This is a genomic window from Streptomyces sp. BoleA5 (genome assembly GCF_000373665.1).
GTDB lineage: Bacteria > Actinomycetota > Actinomycetes > Streptomycetales > Streptomycetaceae > Actinacidiphila.
In genome coordinates, this window is sequence record NZ_KB892100.1 from 21,103 (window position 1) to 39,184 (window position 18,082).

Sequence of the window (18,082 nt, forward strand, 5' to 3'; positions counted from 1 at the left end):
CCGCAGGTCGTGTGCCTGGGCGCCCCGTCACCGGGGTGCCCAGGCACACGACGGTCGCCGGTGATGTCAGTCGACCGGCATCACCCACACGTCGGCGATCGACGGGTCGTAGTCGGCGCCGGTGTCCTGGAAGCGGAGCCGTACGGTGCCGTCCGAGGTGTCGGCGGAGGGGTCCACCACGAACTGGTGGGTGATGGTCCCCTGGCCGCCCTCACTTCGCCTCAGGTCCACGCTGTGCACCACCTCGCCGTCGGCCCGGACGTCGTAGGTCTTGCGCCGGGCACCGTCGAAGGTCTCGACGACGCGGACCACGAAGCGGCCGCTGGAAGGCACGGCGACGTCGAACTCCATCCAGCCGCCCGGGTAGGAGGAGTGCGTGTAGCGCCGGGTCAGCCCGGCCTCGGTGTTCGTCCCCGAGTGCTCCGACGCCGTCAGCCGGTGGGCGGACTCCGACGGCCCGTCACCGAGGTCGACGTGGTCGCTCGACGCCGCGGGTGGCGTGGGCAGCGAGACCGCGATCGTGCCGGTCGCCCGCTCGGCCGCCGTCGTGCCGGTCGCCACGGTGACCGCGGCCGCTCCCTCGACGACGGTGAGCGGCACCGTCACGACGGCTTCGACCGTGGTCTCCTCCCCCGGGTTCAGGTGGTAGGAGACCGGGTCAGGCGTCGACCAGCCTTCGGGGAGGCCGAGCGTGAGCTTGCCGGACTGCGCCACACCGGTGCGGTTGGTCAGGACGGTGCTGACGGTGGCCTTCTCGCCCGGGCCGGCCGGGTCAGGCGTGGTGGACACGCCGTCGATGGCGACGCCGGGGGCGACCACCAGGCCCGCCGAGACCGGTAGCGTCGCCGTTCCTCCCGCGTACTGGTAGGACACCGAGCCGGTGAGGTCGGCCACGGACGCCTGCGCGTCCGCCGCAACTGTGACGTCGTAGGCGTGCTCGAGGGTACTGCCGGCACCCGTGGTCGACGCGTGCCGGCCCACGGACTTCACCGTCCAGCCGCCGGGTGCCCGCAGAGACGAGTCGACGCCGGTCAGAGGCTGCTTGCCGGTGTTCTTCAACGCCACCTTCACGCGGACGACGTCGCCCGGGAGGATCTCGCCGGCCGGTACCTCCAGCGTGGCCACCGCGCCGACAAGGCGCGACGACGCCCGCGAGAGGGGCTGCTCGATGCCGGTCAGCGCATCACGCAGCGCCTCGGCCTCCGTCTTGTCGATCGCGCCCTGCTCGGCGTACGTCTGCGTCCATCGGTCGAGGTCGGCCACGCCGGCGAGCGCACGGTGCGCCGCGGCAGCGGTCAGCCGCTCGTCCGCGCCCTCGCTCTGCAGGCGCCACGCAGCAGAGAGTTCACTGCGCATCAGGGCGGTGCGCACCTGCAGGTGACCCTTGGCGATCTTGCCCAGACCGCGCACCTGCAGCGCGTCGACATCGTCGGAGAACGACGCTGCCTGTGCCCGGGCCGCCCCCAGGTCCCCGAGCACCTGGTCGACCGCGAACGCGTAGCGCCCCGAGCCGACCTCCAGCACCACGTCCCCGTCGGCCTCCTTGACGTACGTCACGTCGTCGACCTCGCTGATCGGCTTGCCTCCCTCGGTGACCGCCCAGCGGTTGGCCGCCGGGACGCGCACCTCGGCGGTGGTGTTCGCCGGCACGGTGACGTCGAGCTTCATCGCCCCGGACGTCGTGTTCCACGCGCTGCGCACCGTGCCGTACGGCGTCTGGTGACTGAAGTCGACACGGTCGACGCCCTTACCGGGCTCCGGGGCGATGAGAACCTTGCGGTAGCCCGGCTCGGCCGCCGAGACGCCCGCCATGGTGCGGTACATCCACTCGCCGACGGCGCCGTAAGCGTAGTGGTTGAACGAGTTCATGCCCACGTCGTTGAAGGTGCCGTCGGGGTTGATGGAGTTCCATCGTTCCCAGACCGTGGTCGCGCCCTTGCCGATCTCGTAGCCCCAGGACGGGTAGTCCTCGTGCTGCAGCAGCCGGTAGGCGATGTCGGACCGGCCCGCCTCCGTGAGTGCAGGCAGCAGTCCGTCGACGCCGAGGAAACCGGTCGACAGGTGGTAGTCGCGGCGCTCGAGGGTCCCGACGAACTTGGCGACGACCGCGTCGCGCCGGTCGGCGGGGGCGAGGTCGTTGGTCAGCGTCAGAATGTACGAGGTCTGGCTGTCGCCCTTGACCGTGCCGTCGGCGCCGACGAACGCCGCCTGGTACGCCGACCTGATCGCCTCGTAGCGCTGCTGGTACGCCGCCGCGTCGCCGTCCCGCCCGATGGCGGCCGCCATCTGCGCGAACTCAACGGTGCTCTTGGCGACGAACGCGGTGTCGAGCACGTCGGCCGGGGTGGCGTCGTCGAGGTTGAGCCAGTCGAGGTAGCCGCCCGCGGAGCGGATGTGACCGGTGGAGTCGGCGTCGAGGAAGTCGACGTACTTCTTCATCATGTCGTAGTTCTCGCGGATGACGTCGGTGTCGCCGTACGCCTGCCACAGCGTCCACGGCACGTGCACGCCGGCGTCCATCCACCCGGCCGACTCGTAGCCGCCGTCGAAGCGGCCGGGAACCACGGGGGCGACGCCGGGCAGCGAGCCGTCCGACCGCTGGGTGTCTCTCAGGTCCTGCAGCCACTTGGTCAGGAAGGACTGCGCGTCCATGTTGTAGACGGCGGTGCGGGCGAAGACGTTGATGTCGCCGGCCCAGCCCATGCGCTCGTCGCGCGCGGGGGTGTCCGTGGGGATCGACAGGAAGTTGCCGCGCATGCCCCAGACGATGTTGCTGTGCAACTGGTTGACGAGGTCGGAACTGGTGTCGAGGCTGCTGGTGAGGTCCCCGTCGGTGCCGACGACGACACCGACCAGGTCCTTGGCCGCGGGGGCCTCGTCGACGCCGGATATCTCGACGTACCGGAAGCCGTGGAAGGTGAACGAGGGCTCGAAGGTCTCCGGCTGGTCCGTGGCGAAGGTGTAGTGGTCGGTCGCTTTCGCGGTGCGCAGGTTCGCGGTGTAGAGGGTGCCGTCGGGGTTGAGCACCTCGCCGTGCCGGATTTTCACCGTCCGGCCGGGCTCGCCCTTGAGGGTCAGGCGTACATGGCCGACCATGTTCTGCCCGAGGTCGTACAGGTGGACGCCGGCGGTCGGCGAGTCGATCCTCTTCGCGGTCCTGAGCTCCTGGGTGACCCGTACGTCGACGGCGGTCTGCGGTTCGAGTACGGTCACCGGCTCGTCGCGGACATCCGCCCTGGCCCAGTCCGCGTCGTCGTAGCCGGGCCTGTCCCAGCCGTCGACCTGCTTCGCCACGCGTGCGTCGTAGGCCTCGCCGTCGAGCAGGTCGGCCTCGCGGGTCGGACCGCCGGTGGTGGTCCAGGTGCCGTCGGTGCGGATGGTGGTGCTGGTGCCGTCGGTGAACTCGACGAGCATCTCGGCGATCACCGAGTTGTCCTTGCCGTAGACGTCGGTGCCGAACATGGCGACCTTGCCGCTGTACCAGCCCGGTGCGACCTCGGCGCCGATGACGTTCGCTCCGGCGCGGACCTGCGGGGTCACGTCGTAGGTCTGGTAGTCGATGCGTTTGTCGTACGCGGTCCAGCCGGGCGCGAGTTCGGCGCTGCCCACCCGCGAGCCGTTGAGCCGCAGTTCGTACACGCCGCGCGCCGATGCGTAGACGCGTGCCCGGGCGACCTTCTTTCCGCCGAGGTCGAACTCCTTGCGCAGCAGCGGGACAGGCTTGTCGCGGCGCAGCCAGGCCTCGCCGCCCGCGCTGTCGACGCGCAGGCCGCCGGCGGTCACGGTGCCCGACGCGAAGGTGCGGTCGCCCGTGGGGAAGGCGGTGTCGACGAGGACGGTGCCGTCGGCGCTGGTGACCGTGACGTCGCGGACCAGTCCGCGCTCCGCGCCGCTGGTGCGGAAGCCCATCGTTCCGGGGCCGCCGAACGTCGCGTCGGTGCGCTGGTCCAGCTGCTTGCCGTCGACGGTGGTGGTGATCGTGTCGCCGTCGACGGCGATCACGTAGTCGTGCTCGGCGGCGAAGTCGAACCCGGACGGGAACGGCGTCGCCTTGAGGACCGAGTAGCCGCTGTTGCGTTTCACGTGCGGGCGCAGCGCGTCGTCGGTGTCGCTGATCTGCCACATGTAGGCGTTCTCGGTGTCCTGGCCACGGAAGTAGACGCCGAGTGCCCCGCTGATGTCGGAGGCGGTGAACTCGACCGTGTAGTCGGTCCACTTGGCGCCCAGCGCGGGCGTGTCCGCACCGATCCACGCGGCGGTCCACGGTTGGGATCCCAGAGCGGTGCCGAACGTGGCGGGCGCGCTCCACTGGGAGGCGACGCCCCGGTCGTCCCATACGCGAACAGACCAGGTGTAGTCGGTATGCGGTTTCAGCGCGGGGCCGCCGTAGCGGACGTCGACCGACTGACGGGAGGCGACCTTGCCGCTGTCCCAGACGTCCGGGTGGTCGAGGCGGCCGGCCGATGAGGCGACGTGTATCTCGTAGGCCCGCTGCGTGACGCCGCGGCGCTCGGAGGCGAGCTGCCAGCCGAGCGTCGGCGCCGCCAAGGGGACACCGAGCGGGTCGTCGAGGGCGTTGACCGTCAAATCGCTGACGCTTGTTGCAGCGGCTGCGGGGGCGGTGGCGGTGGGTGGACTCGCTGCCGTCGCCGTCGTGGGTGCCACCACGACGAGGACTGATGCAGCGACCACGGCGGCGATCTGCTGACGCACTGGCACTCCTCAAGAGGGGTACTGAAACGCTTCAATGACACTCTGAAGGCGATCACACCTCCATGGCAACGAGCTGGACGGATTTGATTGAACTGATTCGAGAGGTGGTTGAATCGGTTTAAGCCGACGGGGCCACCGCCCGCGTGGTACCGCGTTGGCCGAGAGCCCGGCCCGCGGGCCCATCACCCACGCTGAAGCCGGTTGCACGGCCCGGCTGTCGGGCCGGCGGGCCGGCCCGGAGTGCTCGTACCGCGCGCGATGCGTCGATCCCGAGCGCGTCCGTCGGGGAGTGCGGCTGCGCCTGCCGCCACGTGGAGCAGATCCACCGCGGCGTGCTCCGCAACTCCCGGAACCGAACCGACGGATGATCCCCGCACCACGAGAGGGGACGCCGTCCGCCGCCTTCCGCGGGCGTGAAAGGGAAGCCGCCACCACAGCGGACGCGCCTGCCTGGGGAGTTCACGGGTAGGCGCTCAGATGGGGCAACCCTTCATCCCCTGGGTCCACTCGGAGGCCGAGACCGTCCCCGGCTCCCCTCCGCAACCACGCTGCGAGGCGAACATGCGAGATCGAATAGAGATGGCGTACACAGGATGGCCCGACGGATCCCCCCTGGGGGTCCTCGTCACCGTCATCGTGATGATGGTCGCGCTGGTGATGATAGCCAGGCTGTTGCGCGACAAGAAGTGACACGTCGGAGCGCCGTTCCGGAGTGAGTCCGGGCGATGTGAGCCCGCCGACGTGTCATGGCACCATCCCCGTTGTGAACGACCGTGGCCATGAGGTGAATTGGTCCGGCCTCTTCCAAGGCTCGGGCCCCGCCGGCGACACGCCGCGGCATCCGGCTGCTCTCCTCGGCGACGATGCGAAGGCCTTCGTCGCCGGGTACTCGCACCTGTGGTCGGCGACGCTTCGCCCCCAGGCAAGGCCTGGCCCGCGACGGCGCCCACCGCGCTGCTCGTCGCCGAACTCCTTGACAATCCGCTGCTGGGGCCGGACATTCCCTCGCTGCCCGATGCCATGCTCGCCTATGTGTAGGAGGCCGGCGTCGCCGCCGACCTCGGAGACCGCGCTGCGGAGATCCGTGCTCGGGTCAGGGACCGCGCACCGGAACTGCGGGCCTGGACCGCCGCGTACGCGTCGACCTACGGCGACGGCAGGGCCCGGATGTGGCGGGACGGCACGGGGCCGGGTGAACTCGTCCTCGATCAGGCGGCGCTTGCCTGCTTCGACCTGGTTCCCGTGCTCCTGCGGCGAGCACTGCCGCACCTCGCGTCGGAACGCGCCAGGCGCAGGACGTGCGCCGCCACGGCTGTCGGGTCACTGGCTCGGCATCCGGCGGCCTCCGGTCAACGCCTGCGGCCGTTGAACCAGTTCACGTCGATGGCCCAGGCCGCCGATTCCCCGCACGACCTGGCGACGATCGCGATCGCCATCGGCCACCTCGACGGCGATACGCGCCCCTGGCCGGCCGACGCACATGCGGGCGTTCGGGCGTGCGCGGCCCCGGCGACCGACCTTCAGACCCACGTGCGCGAAGCTGTCTCCGGCTCGGCCCGCGCTGGACCGGGACATCGCCGACGCCTTGGCCGAACGGTGCCCGGCCGAGGCCGCCGGACTCCGCCGCTGCAAGCCCACAGTCAGAGGACGCTGTGCCCGCGGCGCTACGACGCGGATACCGCCGTGACCAGCGCCCGGAGCTCGGCCAGCGCCGTGCGCACCAGCGCCGCGATGTCCTGGTGGTCGGGTTCGTCGAGCCAACGGCGGTAGGCGGTGCGGAAGACCGCGAGACCAGCCTGCGCGGCCAGGATGCCGGTGTCCGCTTCGACCCCGCGCCGCCCGAGGCCGTCCGCGAACGCTGCCGCGAAGCCGTTGTACTTGACCAGCTCGCGCTCGGTCAGCTCGGGGCTGTCAGCGATGACGAGCTGGCGGTGCCGCTGGGCCTCGCGGGTGCCTATGGCCTCCCAGTCCAGGGTGGTCAGGGCCACGGCAATGGCCTCCAGGGGAGGCAAGCGGGCAGGAGCACGCGTCACGGCGTCTGCGATGCTCTGCTCCAGCTGCGTGGTGTCTGCGAACGGGACCTCGCGCTTGTCGGCGAAGTGCCGGAAGAAGGTCCGCTTGGTCACTCCCGCCCGGTCGGCGATCTCCTCGACGGTCGTCTGCTCGAAGCCCTTCTCACTGAACAACTCGATCGCGGCACTGCGGAGCCGCTCGCGGCTCCCTGGCTCCCAGCGTCCCATCGCTCCAGAGTAGCCACGCAGGAGTGATGTCACTAGGTGACATCCCTTGCGCTACAGTCATGTCACTCAATGACATCACTTGATCGGAGAGCCCCATGACGACCGGAACCACGCCGCGGCGGATCCAATATCACGAGTACGGAGGGCCGGAGGTCATGCGACTGGAGACCTTCACGCCGACCCAGCCCGGCGCCGACCAGATCCTGGTCCGCGTGCGGGCGGCAGCCGCGAACAAGCTCGACTGGGGGATCCGCAGCGGCCGTCTCAGGTCCATGACCGGCAAGAAATTCCCGCGTGCGCTCGGCACCGACTTCGCTGGTGTCGTGGAGGCCGCCGGTCCGGGCGTCACCACGTTCCGCGTCGGCGACGAGGTGCTCGGCGGCGCGCCCCTGAAGTCCTCGGGCGCGTTCGGCGACCTGGTCGTCACTGACCTCAAGACAGTGGTCAGGAAGCCGGCGGACCTCTCCTTCGAGGAGGCGGCCGCGATCGTGACGCCCGGCCTCACTGCCTTCCAGGCGATCGTACGCAAGGGCAGGCTCAAGCCTGGCGGTGCAGTCTTCGTCACCGGCTGCCTGGGCGGGGTGGGTCGCTCGGCAAGCATGATCGCGCTGGCACGCGGCGCCACTGTGGCCGGCAGCTGCCGGGCCACCTCCGCTGAGAAGGCACGCGCCTTGGGCATCGACCCTGTCGTCGGCTTCGACTTCGACCCGGCGTCGCTGAGGGGGCGGTACGACATCGTCCTCGACGCCGCCAACGCGCTCTCCGTCGAGGCGATGCGCACCATGCTCAAGCCGGGCGGGCAGGTCGTCGACATCCACCCGGCCCCGGCCAAGTTCGTCAGGAGCATGCTGCCCGGGCCGTACAACGTGGTGATCGCCAAGCCCGTGCGGCAGGACATGGAGGAGGTTGTCGCAATCGCCGCCGACGGCAAGCTGCGTCTGCCGATCGCCCGCACCGTACCGCTCGAGCAGGCGATCCCCGCTCTCACCGAGCTCGAGCAGCACGGCACGCCCAAGGGTGGCAAGCTCGTCATCTCCCTGCTGTAGCGCCGCCCGAGCCGCGGCTCGCGGGCTTTACCGACCTCAGCTCCGCAAGGTGACGTGGGTTCGTCGAGGGTCGGGCCGGTCGGCGCACACCGGGTCGTCGATCGCGCTCACGGTGTACGGGGGCCGGCCCGGCGGCTCGTCGTTCTGGCTGTTGACGACATAGAGCCGGCAGCCGTGGCGGGCCAGCGTCGTGGGCAGGTCGAAAGGCTCGCCGGTGACGCGGTGCGTCACCGTGCCGGAGCGCAGGTCCGGGTCGAGCTCGGCGACGTAGACGCCGTTCGGTGCGCCGTAGTTGAGCACCGCGTACAGCGTCCGGCCGCGCAGCAGCATCCCGTCGGCCCCGAAGGACGCGCCGCCCAGGTCCACTTGGCCGACTTCCCGGGTGGCGACGTCCACCCGCCACACCGCCTCGGTCCCGTTGGACGCCACCAGCAGCGTACGGCCCGACCGGTCCGCCACGATGCCGTTGAGCAGCCAGTACTGCGCGGGGAACTGCGGGAAGGCGGAGCGAACGTCCAGCCACGGCTCCAGCGGGCCCAGCCGCCCGTGGCGGATGTCGGCTCGGTACACCACGGGGTTGGCCCAGTCCGTGACGTACACGGCGTCGCGGGTGATCACGAGGTCGTTCAGGTCGGACGCGCCGAGCGGCCCGCCCTGCGCCGTGCGCGTGGCGAGCAGCCGGCCGCCCCGGTCGTGGACGATCAGTTCCGCGCCCCCGACCGAGTACACCCGTCCCCGGCCGTCGGTGTGCACGCCCAGTGTGCTCGTGCGGTCCGCCAGGCCCTCAGCGTGGAAGGGCCGCAGGCGGGTGTCGCGGACGTCGCCCCGGTACAGCGCGCCGGTGCCGTCGGAGGACACGTACATCGTGCCGTCGCGGTCGATCGCGATTCCCTCCGGCAGCACACCGGGCGCCCGGGAGACGACGTAGGTGCGCGGCAGTTCGCGCGCGGCGGCCGGGCCGGCCTGGGCGGGCATCGCCGCCAGGCCGGCCAGCAGGACGGCGGCGCCGAGCCGCGGGAGTCGGTTGGTGCGGGGCATCGTCAAACCTCCGGGGTACGTGGCGGGCGTCCCAGCGACGCGAGGACGCCGGAGAGCCTGCCGGGCCCCGGGAGCGGCCGCATCACCTTTCACGTCTGGGCGAAAGGCTCCTCCGGGCCGATAATCGGTCGTCGTGATCCGCTTACACTTCGACACCGACGATCTGCGCCGGATCACGCTCGCCCCGGCGCCCAACGCCCTGTGGGAGGCGGTCCTCAGCGTGCGCGGCCTGCGGGCGCCGACCGCGGGAACGGGCCGGTCCCACCCCGCCGCCGGGCAGTGGCGGCGGCGGTGGAACGGCGGCCTGGCCGACGGCGCAGGTGTCCTGCTCGACCTCGTGCCCCGCGACGGCTACCTGCCCGACTTCCTGCTCCAGCCCACCGCCGGAGACCTCGCGACCGCCATCGACTTGGCCAGGCGTACGCCCGCCGACCGTCTCGCCGCCGACCTGCGTGTCCTGCCCGGCCCCGGCGGGACCGGTGGCGCTCAGGAGCCGCCGAGCCGCTGGATGCTGGAGCTCGCCGCCGGGTCACCCGCCGCGCGACGGGTGCTGGCAGCCGACCTGAGCGCCTACTTCGCCTCGTCGATCGCCCCACTGTGGCCCAGGGTCCGCACCGACGGCGCGGCGGACCGGGCCCTGCGCGCGGAGATGCTGCTGCGCGGGGGCGTCGACGCTCTGCTGACGACACTCGCCCCCACCTGGCGCTGGGATCCCCCGGTCCTGCACGTGCCGTCCCGCTACGACGACGACGTCCCGCTGTGCGGTCGCGGGCTGCTGCTCGTGCCGTCCTGGTTCGCCATGGGACCGATGATCCGCTACCAGGCCGACGAACCGACGGTGCTCGCCTACCCGATGCATGTGCCGGAGCAGGCGGGCACGCCTGCCGCCCCACCGGGGGCGGCCCTCGGGCCGCTGCTGGGACGTACCCGGGCGGCGGTGCTCCGGTCCCTGCGCGAGCCGGCCACGACCACCGCGCTCGCCGGCCGGGTCCAGGTCTCCCTCGCGGCGGCCAGCCAGCACGCCGGGGTGCTGCGGAAGGCCGGACTGGTACGCACGACCCGGATCGGCACCGCCGTCCTGCACACCCTCACCCCGCTCGGCGCGGCCCTGCTGTCAGGTGAACCGCCCACGGCGTAGCGTCGGCGCCTCAGGGGGGCACGGCACCTCGGCGCGGCCTGCACCCTGGCTGCCAAGAGGAGGCCGAGGGTGTCCGTGACGATGAACCCGCTATCGGCCCTTTGACTGCGCTGCCATGGGGATGAGGGCGGTCAGTCACTGTCGCGGCGGTAGGCGGCAAGGAGGTGGGTCCAGATCTCGCTGACCGTCGGGAAGCAGGCGACGGCGTGCCGGAGGCGCTTGAGAGGGATCTCGCCTGCGACGGCGACGGTGGCGGAGTGCAGCAGTTCGCTGATGCCGTGGCCGACGAAAGTCACCCCGAGGAGGATCTCCCGGTCGGTGTCGACGACCATCCGGGCGTGACCGCGATAGCCGTCGGCGTAGAGGTTGGCGCCCTGGGCGGCGGTGAAGTCGAGGTCGACGACCTTGACATGGAGACCGGCCTCCTCTGCCTGCGCGGCGGACAGACCCACCGCGCCGGCTTCGGGGTCGGTGAAGAAGATCTGCGGTACGGCGTGCTGGTCGGCCGTGGTGGCGTGGTCGCCCCAGGGGGCGTCGTCCAGGGGACGGCCGGCGGCACGCGCGCCGATGGCGTCGCCTGCGGTGCGCCCCTGGTACTTGCCCTGGTGGGTGAGGAGGGCGCGGTGGTTGACGTCGCCGAGCGCGTAGAGCCACTCGCCCTCGACCTCGCGGACCAGGCAGGTGGTGTCGGCGTCCAGCCAGGATCCAGGGGTGAGGCCCACGGTGTCCAGGCCGATGTCGTCGGTCAGCGGGGCGCGTCCGGTGGCGAACATGATCTCGTCCGTCTCCAGTTCGCTGCCGTCGTCCAGGGTGCAGGTGACCGGTCCGGCGGGGTCGGGGCGGCGCAGGGCGGTGACCTGGACGCCGATACGCACCCGCGCGCCGGCGTCGGTCAGCCCGCGTGGGAATACGCACGGTGGCCCGATCGCTGCGGGCATTGCGCGGCGCGTTGCGACGGCTCGCGTCGGAGACAACCGGAGATCCGCGTTCTTCGCCGGCCTCTGTGCCGAAGCCGGACCGTCAAAAAGCGATCAGCACGCTGAACGCTCTCGCCCGGGCCTGGCCGGAACTGCGGTGGCCCGCCGACGGGCCGATCTCACGCGTGTATCGCGGTGACGGGGGCGAGGCCCGACTTGCCGTACAGGTCATCGCGCGCCAGGCTGTCGAACTCCTCACCGGGCCGGACCGCGATCACCTGCGTCCCTGCCTGGCACCCAACTGCCTTCTCTTCTTTGCCGACAGCCACGCACGCCGGGAGTGGTGCTCCCCCGTGTGCGGCAACCGCGCGCGTGTCGCCCGCCATTACCGGCGCCATCACACTTCCGGAGTTCCCTTGCGGTGAGGCACCGCCGCCGGTGCGACTCCGCTGTCGCCACCGAACGTCTGCCACCGCACGTCGCGGGGGCTCACTCCGTACGCCGCCTTGAACACCCGACTGAAGTGGGGCGCGCTGGCGAATCCCCACCGGTGGGCGATCGCCTCGATGGTCATGAACTGATACGCCGATGACGCCAGTTCCCGCTTGCACTCTTCCAGGCGCTGCGTCCGTATCCAGTCGGCGAGGGTGATGCCCGCCCGGGACAGGATCAGGTAGAGCTGGCGTACGGAAACGTGATGCTCGGCGGCGATACGCGCCGCAGTCAGGTCGGGTTCCGCCAGGTGGAGGCGGACGTATTCCTGGACGCGCTGCACAAGTGTGCTGTTCAGAGGCGCTCTGGCGAGATCGTCACGGCCCACGGCCAGGCTGACCAATGCCCTGATCAGGTCGACACAGGGCTGCGCGAACAGGGCGGTCTCAGCCTCTCCGACGTCGCCGGCCTCATCACGCGCCAGCCGGGCGAAGAGCGCTGCCGCGGCACCCACGACCGGGCGCTCCGAACTGAGCCGCACAGCTGTGACCTGGTCGAGGAGGGACGGCCGCAGCCCCAGGACGTGCGTGGGAACGCGCACGAGGACCGAATGCATCGCTCCGCGGAAGAGGACCTCGTAGGGCTTCGCGTTATCGAGCACCACGAGATCTCCCGCCCGTGTGACACCCTCCCTGCCCCCCTGGCGGATCCGGGCGACTCCCGCTTCCTGGAAGTGGACGAGTACGTGCGGCACCATGTCCTCGTCCACCGGGGCGGCGGCACGGCGCAGGCGGGCCACGTTCCAGCCGATCTTCGAGACCTTCACCGCCCCCACCGCGTAGGTGGTCGCATTGGCGCTCAGGCGATCCGGGTTCCGGGGAAGGTCCACCTCGATGCGGCCGTTCACGGACCAGGAGAACTGACGGATCGCGTCCGCGCGATCACCCGGAGCCAGCGACGCCACATCGAGTCGATCTGTCATGCGGCTCCCTCCAGAACTGTGCGCGGGGCTGCACGCCGGGACAGGCCTCCACGCTACTGTGACCGGGCGGCTCATTTTGCGACTTTTACTGTATCTTGCACCTTTTTGTGCGGAGCCCCGGACGGCAGGGCCCCGCTCGCCGACGCCTCTCGCCCACCGGTCACGCCCCGGCCCGCTCCCCCACGGCGTCCAGAGGCAGCGACAGTCGCGTCAGCGCGGTCCGGTACTCGGCGATGATGTGCCGGCCTCCGCGCCGACGACCAGGCCGTCGACGCCCGCGTCGACGGCTTTGCGCGCGTGCTCGACGTCCGCCACGACGTGCGGGCAGACGGTGCCGATGTCGCGGAATCGCTCCGGACAGCGGCGCGGTCCTCCCCGGGAGGCGATGAGCTCGGGGGGCCGACGGGCCGGCAGCAGGTCGGTGACCTCGTCGACGTCCTTGCGGTGGAGTGGCAGATCGACCGCCCAGGGGCGGTCGGTACCCGCGGCCGTCTTGTCGAGTACCCGGGCGAGGCCGGCCAGGCGAAGGGGACCGGCGGCGACGACCCCCAGACCGCCGGCGGCCCTGACGGCGAGGGGCAGGGCCGAACTCGACCCGCCGTCAGGGAACCGCGCCTGCGGGCGATCCACGACCGGGACTGACGCCCTGTCAATTCCGCCCGGCCGGCCAACCACAACTACTTGACGTGGCAATAAAATGTGAACATGCTTGTCGCGACAAGCACTTTGCCGCCGGTTCGCAGGACGTCGTCCCGTGTCCGGCCGGCCGGATCGGCCGAAGTCCGCGGACCACGGCCCCAGAGAGGACCCCACATGGCACTTGCCGACAAGACCGCCCTGGTGACCGGCTCGACCGGAGGCATCGGCCGCGAGACGGCCCTGCTGCTGGCCGGCGCCGGCGCCGAGGTCGTCGTCACCGGTCGCCGCGCCGACCAGGGGGCCGAGACGGTGCGCACGATCACCGAGGCCGGCGGCCGGGCGCGCTTCGTCGCCGCCGACCTCGAGGACCTGGACTCTCTGCGCGCGCTCGCGGAGGAGGCGGGAGAGGTCGACATCCTGGTCAACAACGCCGCGGTCTTCCCGATGCTGCCGACCGCCGAGCAGGACGCGGAGTCCTTCGACCAGGCGGTCGCCACCAACATCCGCGCCCCGTACTTCCTCACGGCGGCCCTGGCCCCCGGGATGGTGGCCCGGGGTTCCGGGGCCATTGTGAACGTCAGCACCATGGGCGCCCGCGTCGGCCTGCCCGGCATGTCCGTCTACTCCGCCACCAAGGCCGCGCTGGAGTCGCTGACCCGCACCTGGGCGGCCGAGTTCAGCCCGGCCGGCGTCCGCGTCAACACCGTGGCCCCTGGGCCGGCCGGCACCCAGTCGGTGATCGACCTGTGGGGCCAGGAGGCCGCGGAAGGGTTCGGCAAGATCACCCTGCTCGGCCGGATCGCCCAGCCCCGGGAGATCGCCGAGGTCGTCGTCTTCCTCGCCGACGACTCCCGTTCCGCGTACCTCACCGGCGCCACGGTCGCCGCCGACGCCGGCGCCACCGCGATCTGACCGCCACCCCGCGCGGGCCCACCGGGCAGGGGATGCGGGCGATCAGCAGGCGGCACGCCTGGCCTTGTGGGGCGCGGTCAAGGCTCGGGAGGCGTACGGACCGGCGGTTCTCCCCGACCCCCAAAAGATGGCGAAGGCGTCAGATCGCCCACGTCCACGGCTCGTTGTCACACATCGGCCGGCTGTCCGGTCTCAGTAGGCGCAGCCTGCATGACAGGGCAGACTGCGCCCGGCGCGGACTGATCACCCGTGCCGAACGGTGGCCATCCCCCGGTGCGACACGGGCCCGGCTCACCCGAAGCGCCCGCCCCACGTCAGTGGAGGCGGGCGCTTCGCGTCGCGCGGTCTCGGGGGAGCACCTTGACGCGGCACAGCGAGGCCCTCTGCCGTACTCGGTCGGCCCTGTCCCGCCGGGCCGGGCAGGCCCGGCTCAGACGACGATCTTGCGCGGGTTGAAGTTGCCGCCCGGGTCCACGGCCTCGAACAGGCCCGACATGACCGCGACGCCCTGCGCCGAGATGTCCTCCTCCAGCCACGGCGCGTGCTCCAGGCCCACGCCGTGGTGGTGCGAGATCGTGCCGCCCGCGTCGACGAACGCCTGCTGGATCGCGCGCTTGACGGTGTCGTACTCGCCGAGCGGGTCGTCACCGAACACGAAGGCGAAGGTGAAGTACAGGCAGGCGCCGGAGTGGTACGAGTGCGACATGTGGCACATCGTCCAGCCCTTGCGGCCGATCTCTTCGTAGGCGCTGTCGGCCGCTTCGTAGACCGCCGCGTGGATACCGCGGAGCTTCGACCACGGACCCCCGGTCTCGCTCACATCGCCGGCGGCGCCGTGGTCGAGCAGGAAGTCGCGGATGTACGGCGTGTCGAACTTCTTCTGGTCGTAGAGCGCACCGGGCCCCTTGCCGACGCCGATGCCGTGGTGCCTGCGCACGATCCGGTCGACGACCGACTTCTGGCGCTTCGCGTGCGCCGTGCCGCCTTCGAAGCCGATGAAGGAGAGGCAGATCTCGTCCAGGTCCCAGCCGCGCCGCCTGAGGTACGCCATGAGCCCGGCCTGCGCCTTCTTGGCGACACCCTTCGACTCCTTGCTCGTCGCCAGCGAGAAGCCGGTCTCGTGCGCGTCCGAGATGCGGGTGACCGAGGGCGAGACGTCGCTCGCGGCGATCTCCTGCATCGCGGCGAGGCCGTGGTCGAAGTTCTTGAAGAAGTAGGCGTGGATGCCGCGGCTCTCGGGGAGCCGGTGCACCTGCACCGTGGCCTCGGTGACGACGCCGAGCCGCCCCTCCGAGCCCACCACCATCTCCCGCACGCTCGGCCCGGTCGACGCGCTCGGAACGGCACGGATCACGAGCACGCCACCGGCCCGGACGACACGCAGTCCCTTGACGATGTCCGCGATGTCGCCGTACTTGTCCGACTGCATGCCGGACGAGCGGGTGGCGATCCATCCGCCGAGCGAGGAGTGGGTGAACGAGTCGGGGAAGTGCCCCATCGTCCATCCGCGTCCGTTGAGTTGGGCCTCGAGATCAGGGCCCAGCACCCCGGCCTGGACACGCGCCAGACCGGAGTCGGTGTCGATCTCCAGCACCCGGCTCAGGCGACCGAGGTCGAGCGAGACGACCACCCGCGACTCGTCGGGGTGCGGCTCGAGGCTGCCCGCGATGTTGCTGCCGCCGCCGAAGGGAATGATCACGGCGTCCGCCTCGACGGCCGCGTCGACGACGCTCCGCACCTCCGCCTCGTCCGCCGGGTAGACGACCACGTCGGGACAGCGCGCGATCTCGCCGGCCCGGAGGCGGACCAGGTCGCGCAGGCTCTTGCCGTAGGTGTGGACGACCCGGGCCAGGTCGTCGACGACGGCGTTCCCCTGCCCGACGATGCCGGTCAGGGCGCCGACGAACTCTTCCGGCGCCGCCGAGGCCGGCACCGCCAACTGTGAGAAGTCGGGCTGTCGGGTGCGCCTGCCCGCCCGGAGGTCGAGACCGACGGCCTTGTGCACGAACGGCGCGAATCCGGGCTTGTCCTCGTGGTGGAAGCCGACGCCTTCCACGCCCCAGCCCCACCACTTCATGTGTCTCACCTCACCGGTGCGCATGGCGTCGGTACGGGAAGCGGGTTCGTTCACGGACGGTCTCCTTCAGCTGTCACGACGTGAGGTGGCATGGGTGCCGAGGATCCGGTCGGAGTTCTCCTCGGCCAGGCTGACGATCGCCGTGCGGATGCGTTCGCTGAACTCGTCCACGGACTCTCCGGGAAGGGTGGTGAGCGGTTCGCCGAAGACCACCCCGACCGGCAGGCGGCCCGGTCTCGGCCAACTCGATCCGCGGGGATGCGCCGCGTACGCCCCGATGACCGCGACGGGGAGCACGGGCACCTCGGCGGACGAGGCGAGCGCCGCCGCCCCGGGTTTGAACGCCCCGAGGGATCCGTCGCGCGAGCGTGTGCCCTCGGGAAAGATCAGGAGTGGTACTCCCCGGTTCAGCAGGGCCCTGGCGCTCACTCTGCGGGCGCTCGTTCCGGTGCGGTCGACCGGGAAGGCGTTGAAGAACAGGGCCGTGAGGCCGCGCCGCCGCCACACGTCGAAGAAGTAGTCGGCGGCGGCTCCCACCGCGAGGTAACGCGCCAACCGGCGGGGCAGCGCGCCCATGATGAGTGGTGTGTCGAGGTGAGAGGTGTGGTTGGCGACCACCACATACGCGTTCTCGACCTCTTCCAGGCATTCGCGCCCGAGTACCGTGACGCTGGTGACACGCCACACGACGGGCTTCAGCAGCCCCCGTTGTGCGACGAAGCGCGCCGCGGCGTGAAAGCGTGAGGTGAAACGGTCGCGCGTCGTCGCGGGCATCCGCTTCCTTCCCGTGCGGGCTCGCCCGCACCGATTGTTCAGTGCGTGCGACGGTCGTTGCGGCTGGACGAGATCCGCCGCGAGATCCACCGCACCGTGTGCCGTGGAAGATGGCGTGTGAACCACATGAGCAGCCGGTACCGCAGGCTCGGCATGGAGATGACCCGTCCGCGCCGCACGTCGCGCAGGCTGCTCTCCACGAGTCGATCGGCGTCGAGCCAGAGGAAGTCCGGAACGCTCGACGACCGGATTCCGGCCCGGGCGTGGAACTCCGTGCGGACCCAGCCCGGGCAGAGCGCCGTCACGGTGACGCCCGTTCCGTGCAGCTCGTTCGCGAGACCCTCTGTGAGGGAGGTCACGAAGGCCTTGACGGCCGAGTAGCTCCCCATGGTGACGAAGCCGGCCGTGCTGGACACGTTGACGATCGCTCCGTGTCCGCGTTGGCGCATGGCCCGCCCGGCGGCGCCGGCGAGCACCAGCACCGCGCGCCCCATGACCTCGATCGCCCGGTCGTGCGGGGTGGTGTCGGCCGAGGTTATCGATGCGTGCACGCCAAAACCGGCGTTGTTCACGAGCATCTCCACCGGACGGGCGGGGTCCTCCACCCGGGCGGCGACGCGCTCGACGTCGGCGCGATCGGACAGGTCGGCGGGCAGCACATCGACGGCACGCCCCCGGGATCGGAGCTCGGCCGCCATCCGGCCGAGACGCTCCCTGTCGCGCGCGACCAGGACAAGGTCCCAGCCGCGGTCTGCCAGAGCGCGCGCGAAGGCCGCTCCGATACCCGACGTCGCACCGGTGACGAGCGCGACTCCCGTACCGCTCAACATAGTTTCATATGCCATCTTCTTGGCATCCGAGCTCCCCGCTCGTAGCTGTCCCATGGGTGGCGAGCGGGTCCACGCCGTCGATTCCGGCAGCAGCCGATGGCCGACTGCCCGCGCCTGACACATCCTTCGTTTCCCGGCTCAGTTCGTTTGACCAAGCACGCATCAACCGTGTGACACGAGCTTGCGCACAACGCTCGCGGGGACTCGGGATCCGCCCGGTGCCCACCGGCCGGCCCCAATCACTCGCCGCGCCCGCCCGGGTCGTCCCGCCGCGAACCGACTCGCCGCCGGCAGAGGGCCACCTTTCGCGGTCGGGCAATTCGCCCCGAATCGTCCCATCACAC

At 71.1% G+C, this 18,082-nt stretch carries 13 protein-coding genes and 1 pseudogene; 5 read left to right on the plus strand and 9 right to left on the minus strand.

The features are described 5' to 3' along the window. Positions 1-66: 66 nt before the first annotated feature. The gene (locus B085_RS42485) at positions 67-4,713 is read right to left on the minus strand and encodes a family 78 glycoside hydrolase catalytic domain (RefSeq protein ID WP_106434943.1); all 4,647 of its coding nucleotides are present in this window, start codon (positions 4,711-4,713) and stop codon (positions 67-69) included. Between the two features lie 897 nt (positions 4,714-5,610). On the opposite strand from B085_RS42485, the gene B085_RS49295 reads away from it, so the two are divergent. Beyond that, positions 5,611-5,751, plus strand: coding sequence for a hypothetical protein (locus B085_RS49295; protein ID WP_018559416.1), 141 nt, complete (start codon positions 5,611-5,613; stop codon positions 5,749-5,751). Between the two features lie 626 nt (positions 5,752-6,377). Here the strand turns inward: B085_RS49295 and B085_RS0115185 are convergent. Then, the gene (locus B085_RS0115185; RefSeq protein ID WP_026251053.1) at positions 6,378-6,953 is read right to left on the minus strand and encodes a TetR/AcrR family transcriptional regulator; all 576 of its coding nucleotides are present in this window, start codon (positions 6,951-6,953) and stop codon (positions 6,378-6,380) included. A gap of 95 nt (positions 6,954-7,048) precedes the next feature. Between B085_RS0115185 and B085_RS0115190 the strand changes: the two genes are divergently transcribed. Then, positions 7,049-7,999 (plus strand): NADP-dependent oxidoreductase, encoded by a 951-nt coding sequence (locus tag B085_RS0115190; protein WP_037731713.1) that lies wholly within the window; start codon positions 7,049-7,051, stop codon positions 7,997-7,999. A gap of 36 nt (positions 8,000-8,035) precedes the next feature. On the opposite strand, the gene B085_RS0115195 is transcribed toward B085_RS0115190, so the two are convergent. Further along, on the minus strand, positions 8,036-9,037 hold the full coding sequence (locus tag B085_RS0115195; protein ID WP_018559419.1) for an SMP-30/gluconolactonase/LRE family protein: 1,002 nt from the start codon (positions 9,035-9,037) through the stop codon (positions 8,036-8,038). 133 nt (positions 9,038-9,170) lie between these two features. Here B085_RS0115195 and B085_RS0115200 point away from each other — a divergent pair, with 133 nt between their 5' ends. Then, positions 9,171-10,175 (plus strand): ArsR/SmtB family transcription factor, encoded by a 1,005-nt coding sequence (locus B085_RS0115200; protein WP_018559420.1) that lies wholly within the window; start codon positions 9,171-9,173, stop codon positions 10,173-10,175. A 131-nt stretch (positions 10,176-10,306) separates the two neighbouring features. Here the strand turns inward: B085_RS0115200 and B085_RS42490 are convergent. Continuing rightward, positions 10,307-11,071, minus strand: a pseudogene (locus B085_RS42490) (pyridine nucleotide-disulfide oxidoreductase); the annotation flags it as partial. Between the two features lie 20 nt (positions 11,072-11,091). Here B085_RS42490 and B085_RS51910 point away from each other — a divergent pair. Continuing rightward, entirely contained in the window at positions 11,092-11,517 is a 426-nt protein-coding gene (locus tag B085_RS51910; protein ID WP_158689737.1) for a CGNR zinc finger domain-containing protein, read from the plus strand. On the opposite strand, the gene B085_RS42495 is transcribed toward B085_RS51910, so the two are convergent. Further along, positions 11,490-12,506: a helix-turn-helix domain-containing protein gene (locus B085_RS42495; protein WP_018559423.1), complete on the minus strand. Its 1,017-nt coding sequence runs from the start codon at positions 12,504-12,506 to the stop codon at positions 11,490-11,492. The genes B085_RS51910 and B085_RS42495 overlap by 28 nt on opposite strands. Positions 12,507-12,716: 210 nt before the next feature. Then, positions 12,717-13,136, minus strand: a complete 420-nt coding sequence (locus B085_RS42500) for a hypothetical protein (RefSeq protein WP_018559424.1) — start codon at positions 13,134-13,136, stop codon at positions 12,717-12,719. Positions 13,137-13,319: 183 nt separating this feature from the next. On the opposite strand from B085_RS42500, the gene B085_RS0115225 reads away from it, so the two are divergent. Continuing rightward, positions 13,320-14,057, plus strand: a complete 738-nt coding sequence (locus B085_RS0115225; RefSeq protein WP_018559425.1) for an SDR family NAD(P)-dependent oxidoreductase — start codon at positions 13,320-13,322, stop codon at positions 14,055-14,057. A 430-nt stretch (positions 14,058-14,487) separates the two neighbouring features. Here the strand turns inward: B085_RS0115225 and B085_RS0115230 are convergent, their stop codons facing one another. From B085_RS0115230 to B085_RS0115240, 3 genes are read right to left on the minus strand one after another with little or no spacing between them, the layout of a single operon-like run. Beyond that, positions 14,488-16,188, minus strand: a complete 1,701-nt coding sequence (locus B085_RS0115230) for an FAD-binding oxidoreductase (RefSeq protein ID WP_018559426.1) — start codon at positions 16,186-16,188, stop codon at positions 14,488-14,490. Positions 16,189-16,200: 12 nt separating this feature from the next. Next, on the minus strand, positions 16,201-16,908 hold the full coding sequence (locus tag B085_RS0115235; RefSeq protein ID WP_018559427.1) for a lysophospholipid acyltransferase family protein: 708 nt from the start codon (positions 16,906-16,908) through the stop codon (positions 16,201-16,203). A 38-nt stretch (positions 16,909-16,946) separates the two neighbouring features. Further along, a complete protein-coding gene (locus B085_RS0115240; RefSeq protein ID WP_234018577.1) occupies positions 16,947-17,792 on the minus strand; it encodes an SDR family NAD(P)-dependent oxidoreductase in 846 nt (281 codons plus the stop codon). Positions 17,793-18,082 lie beyond the last annotated feature (290 nt).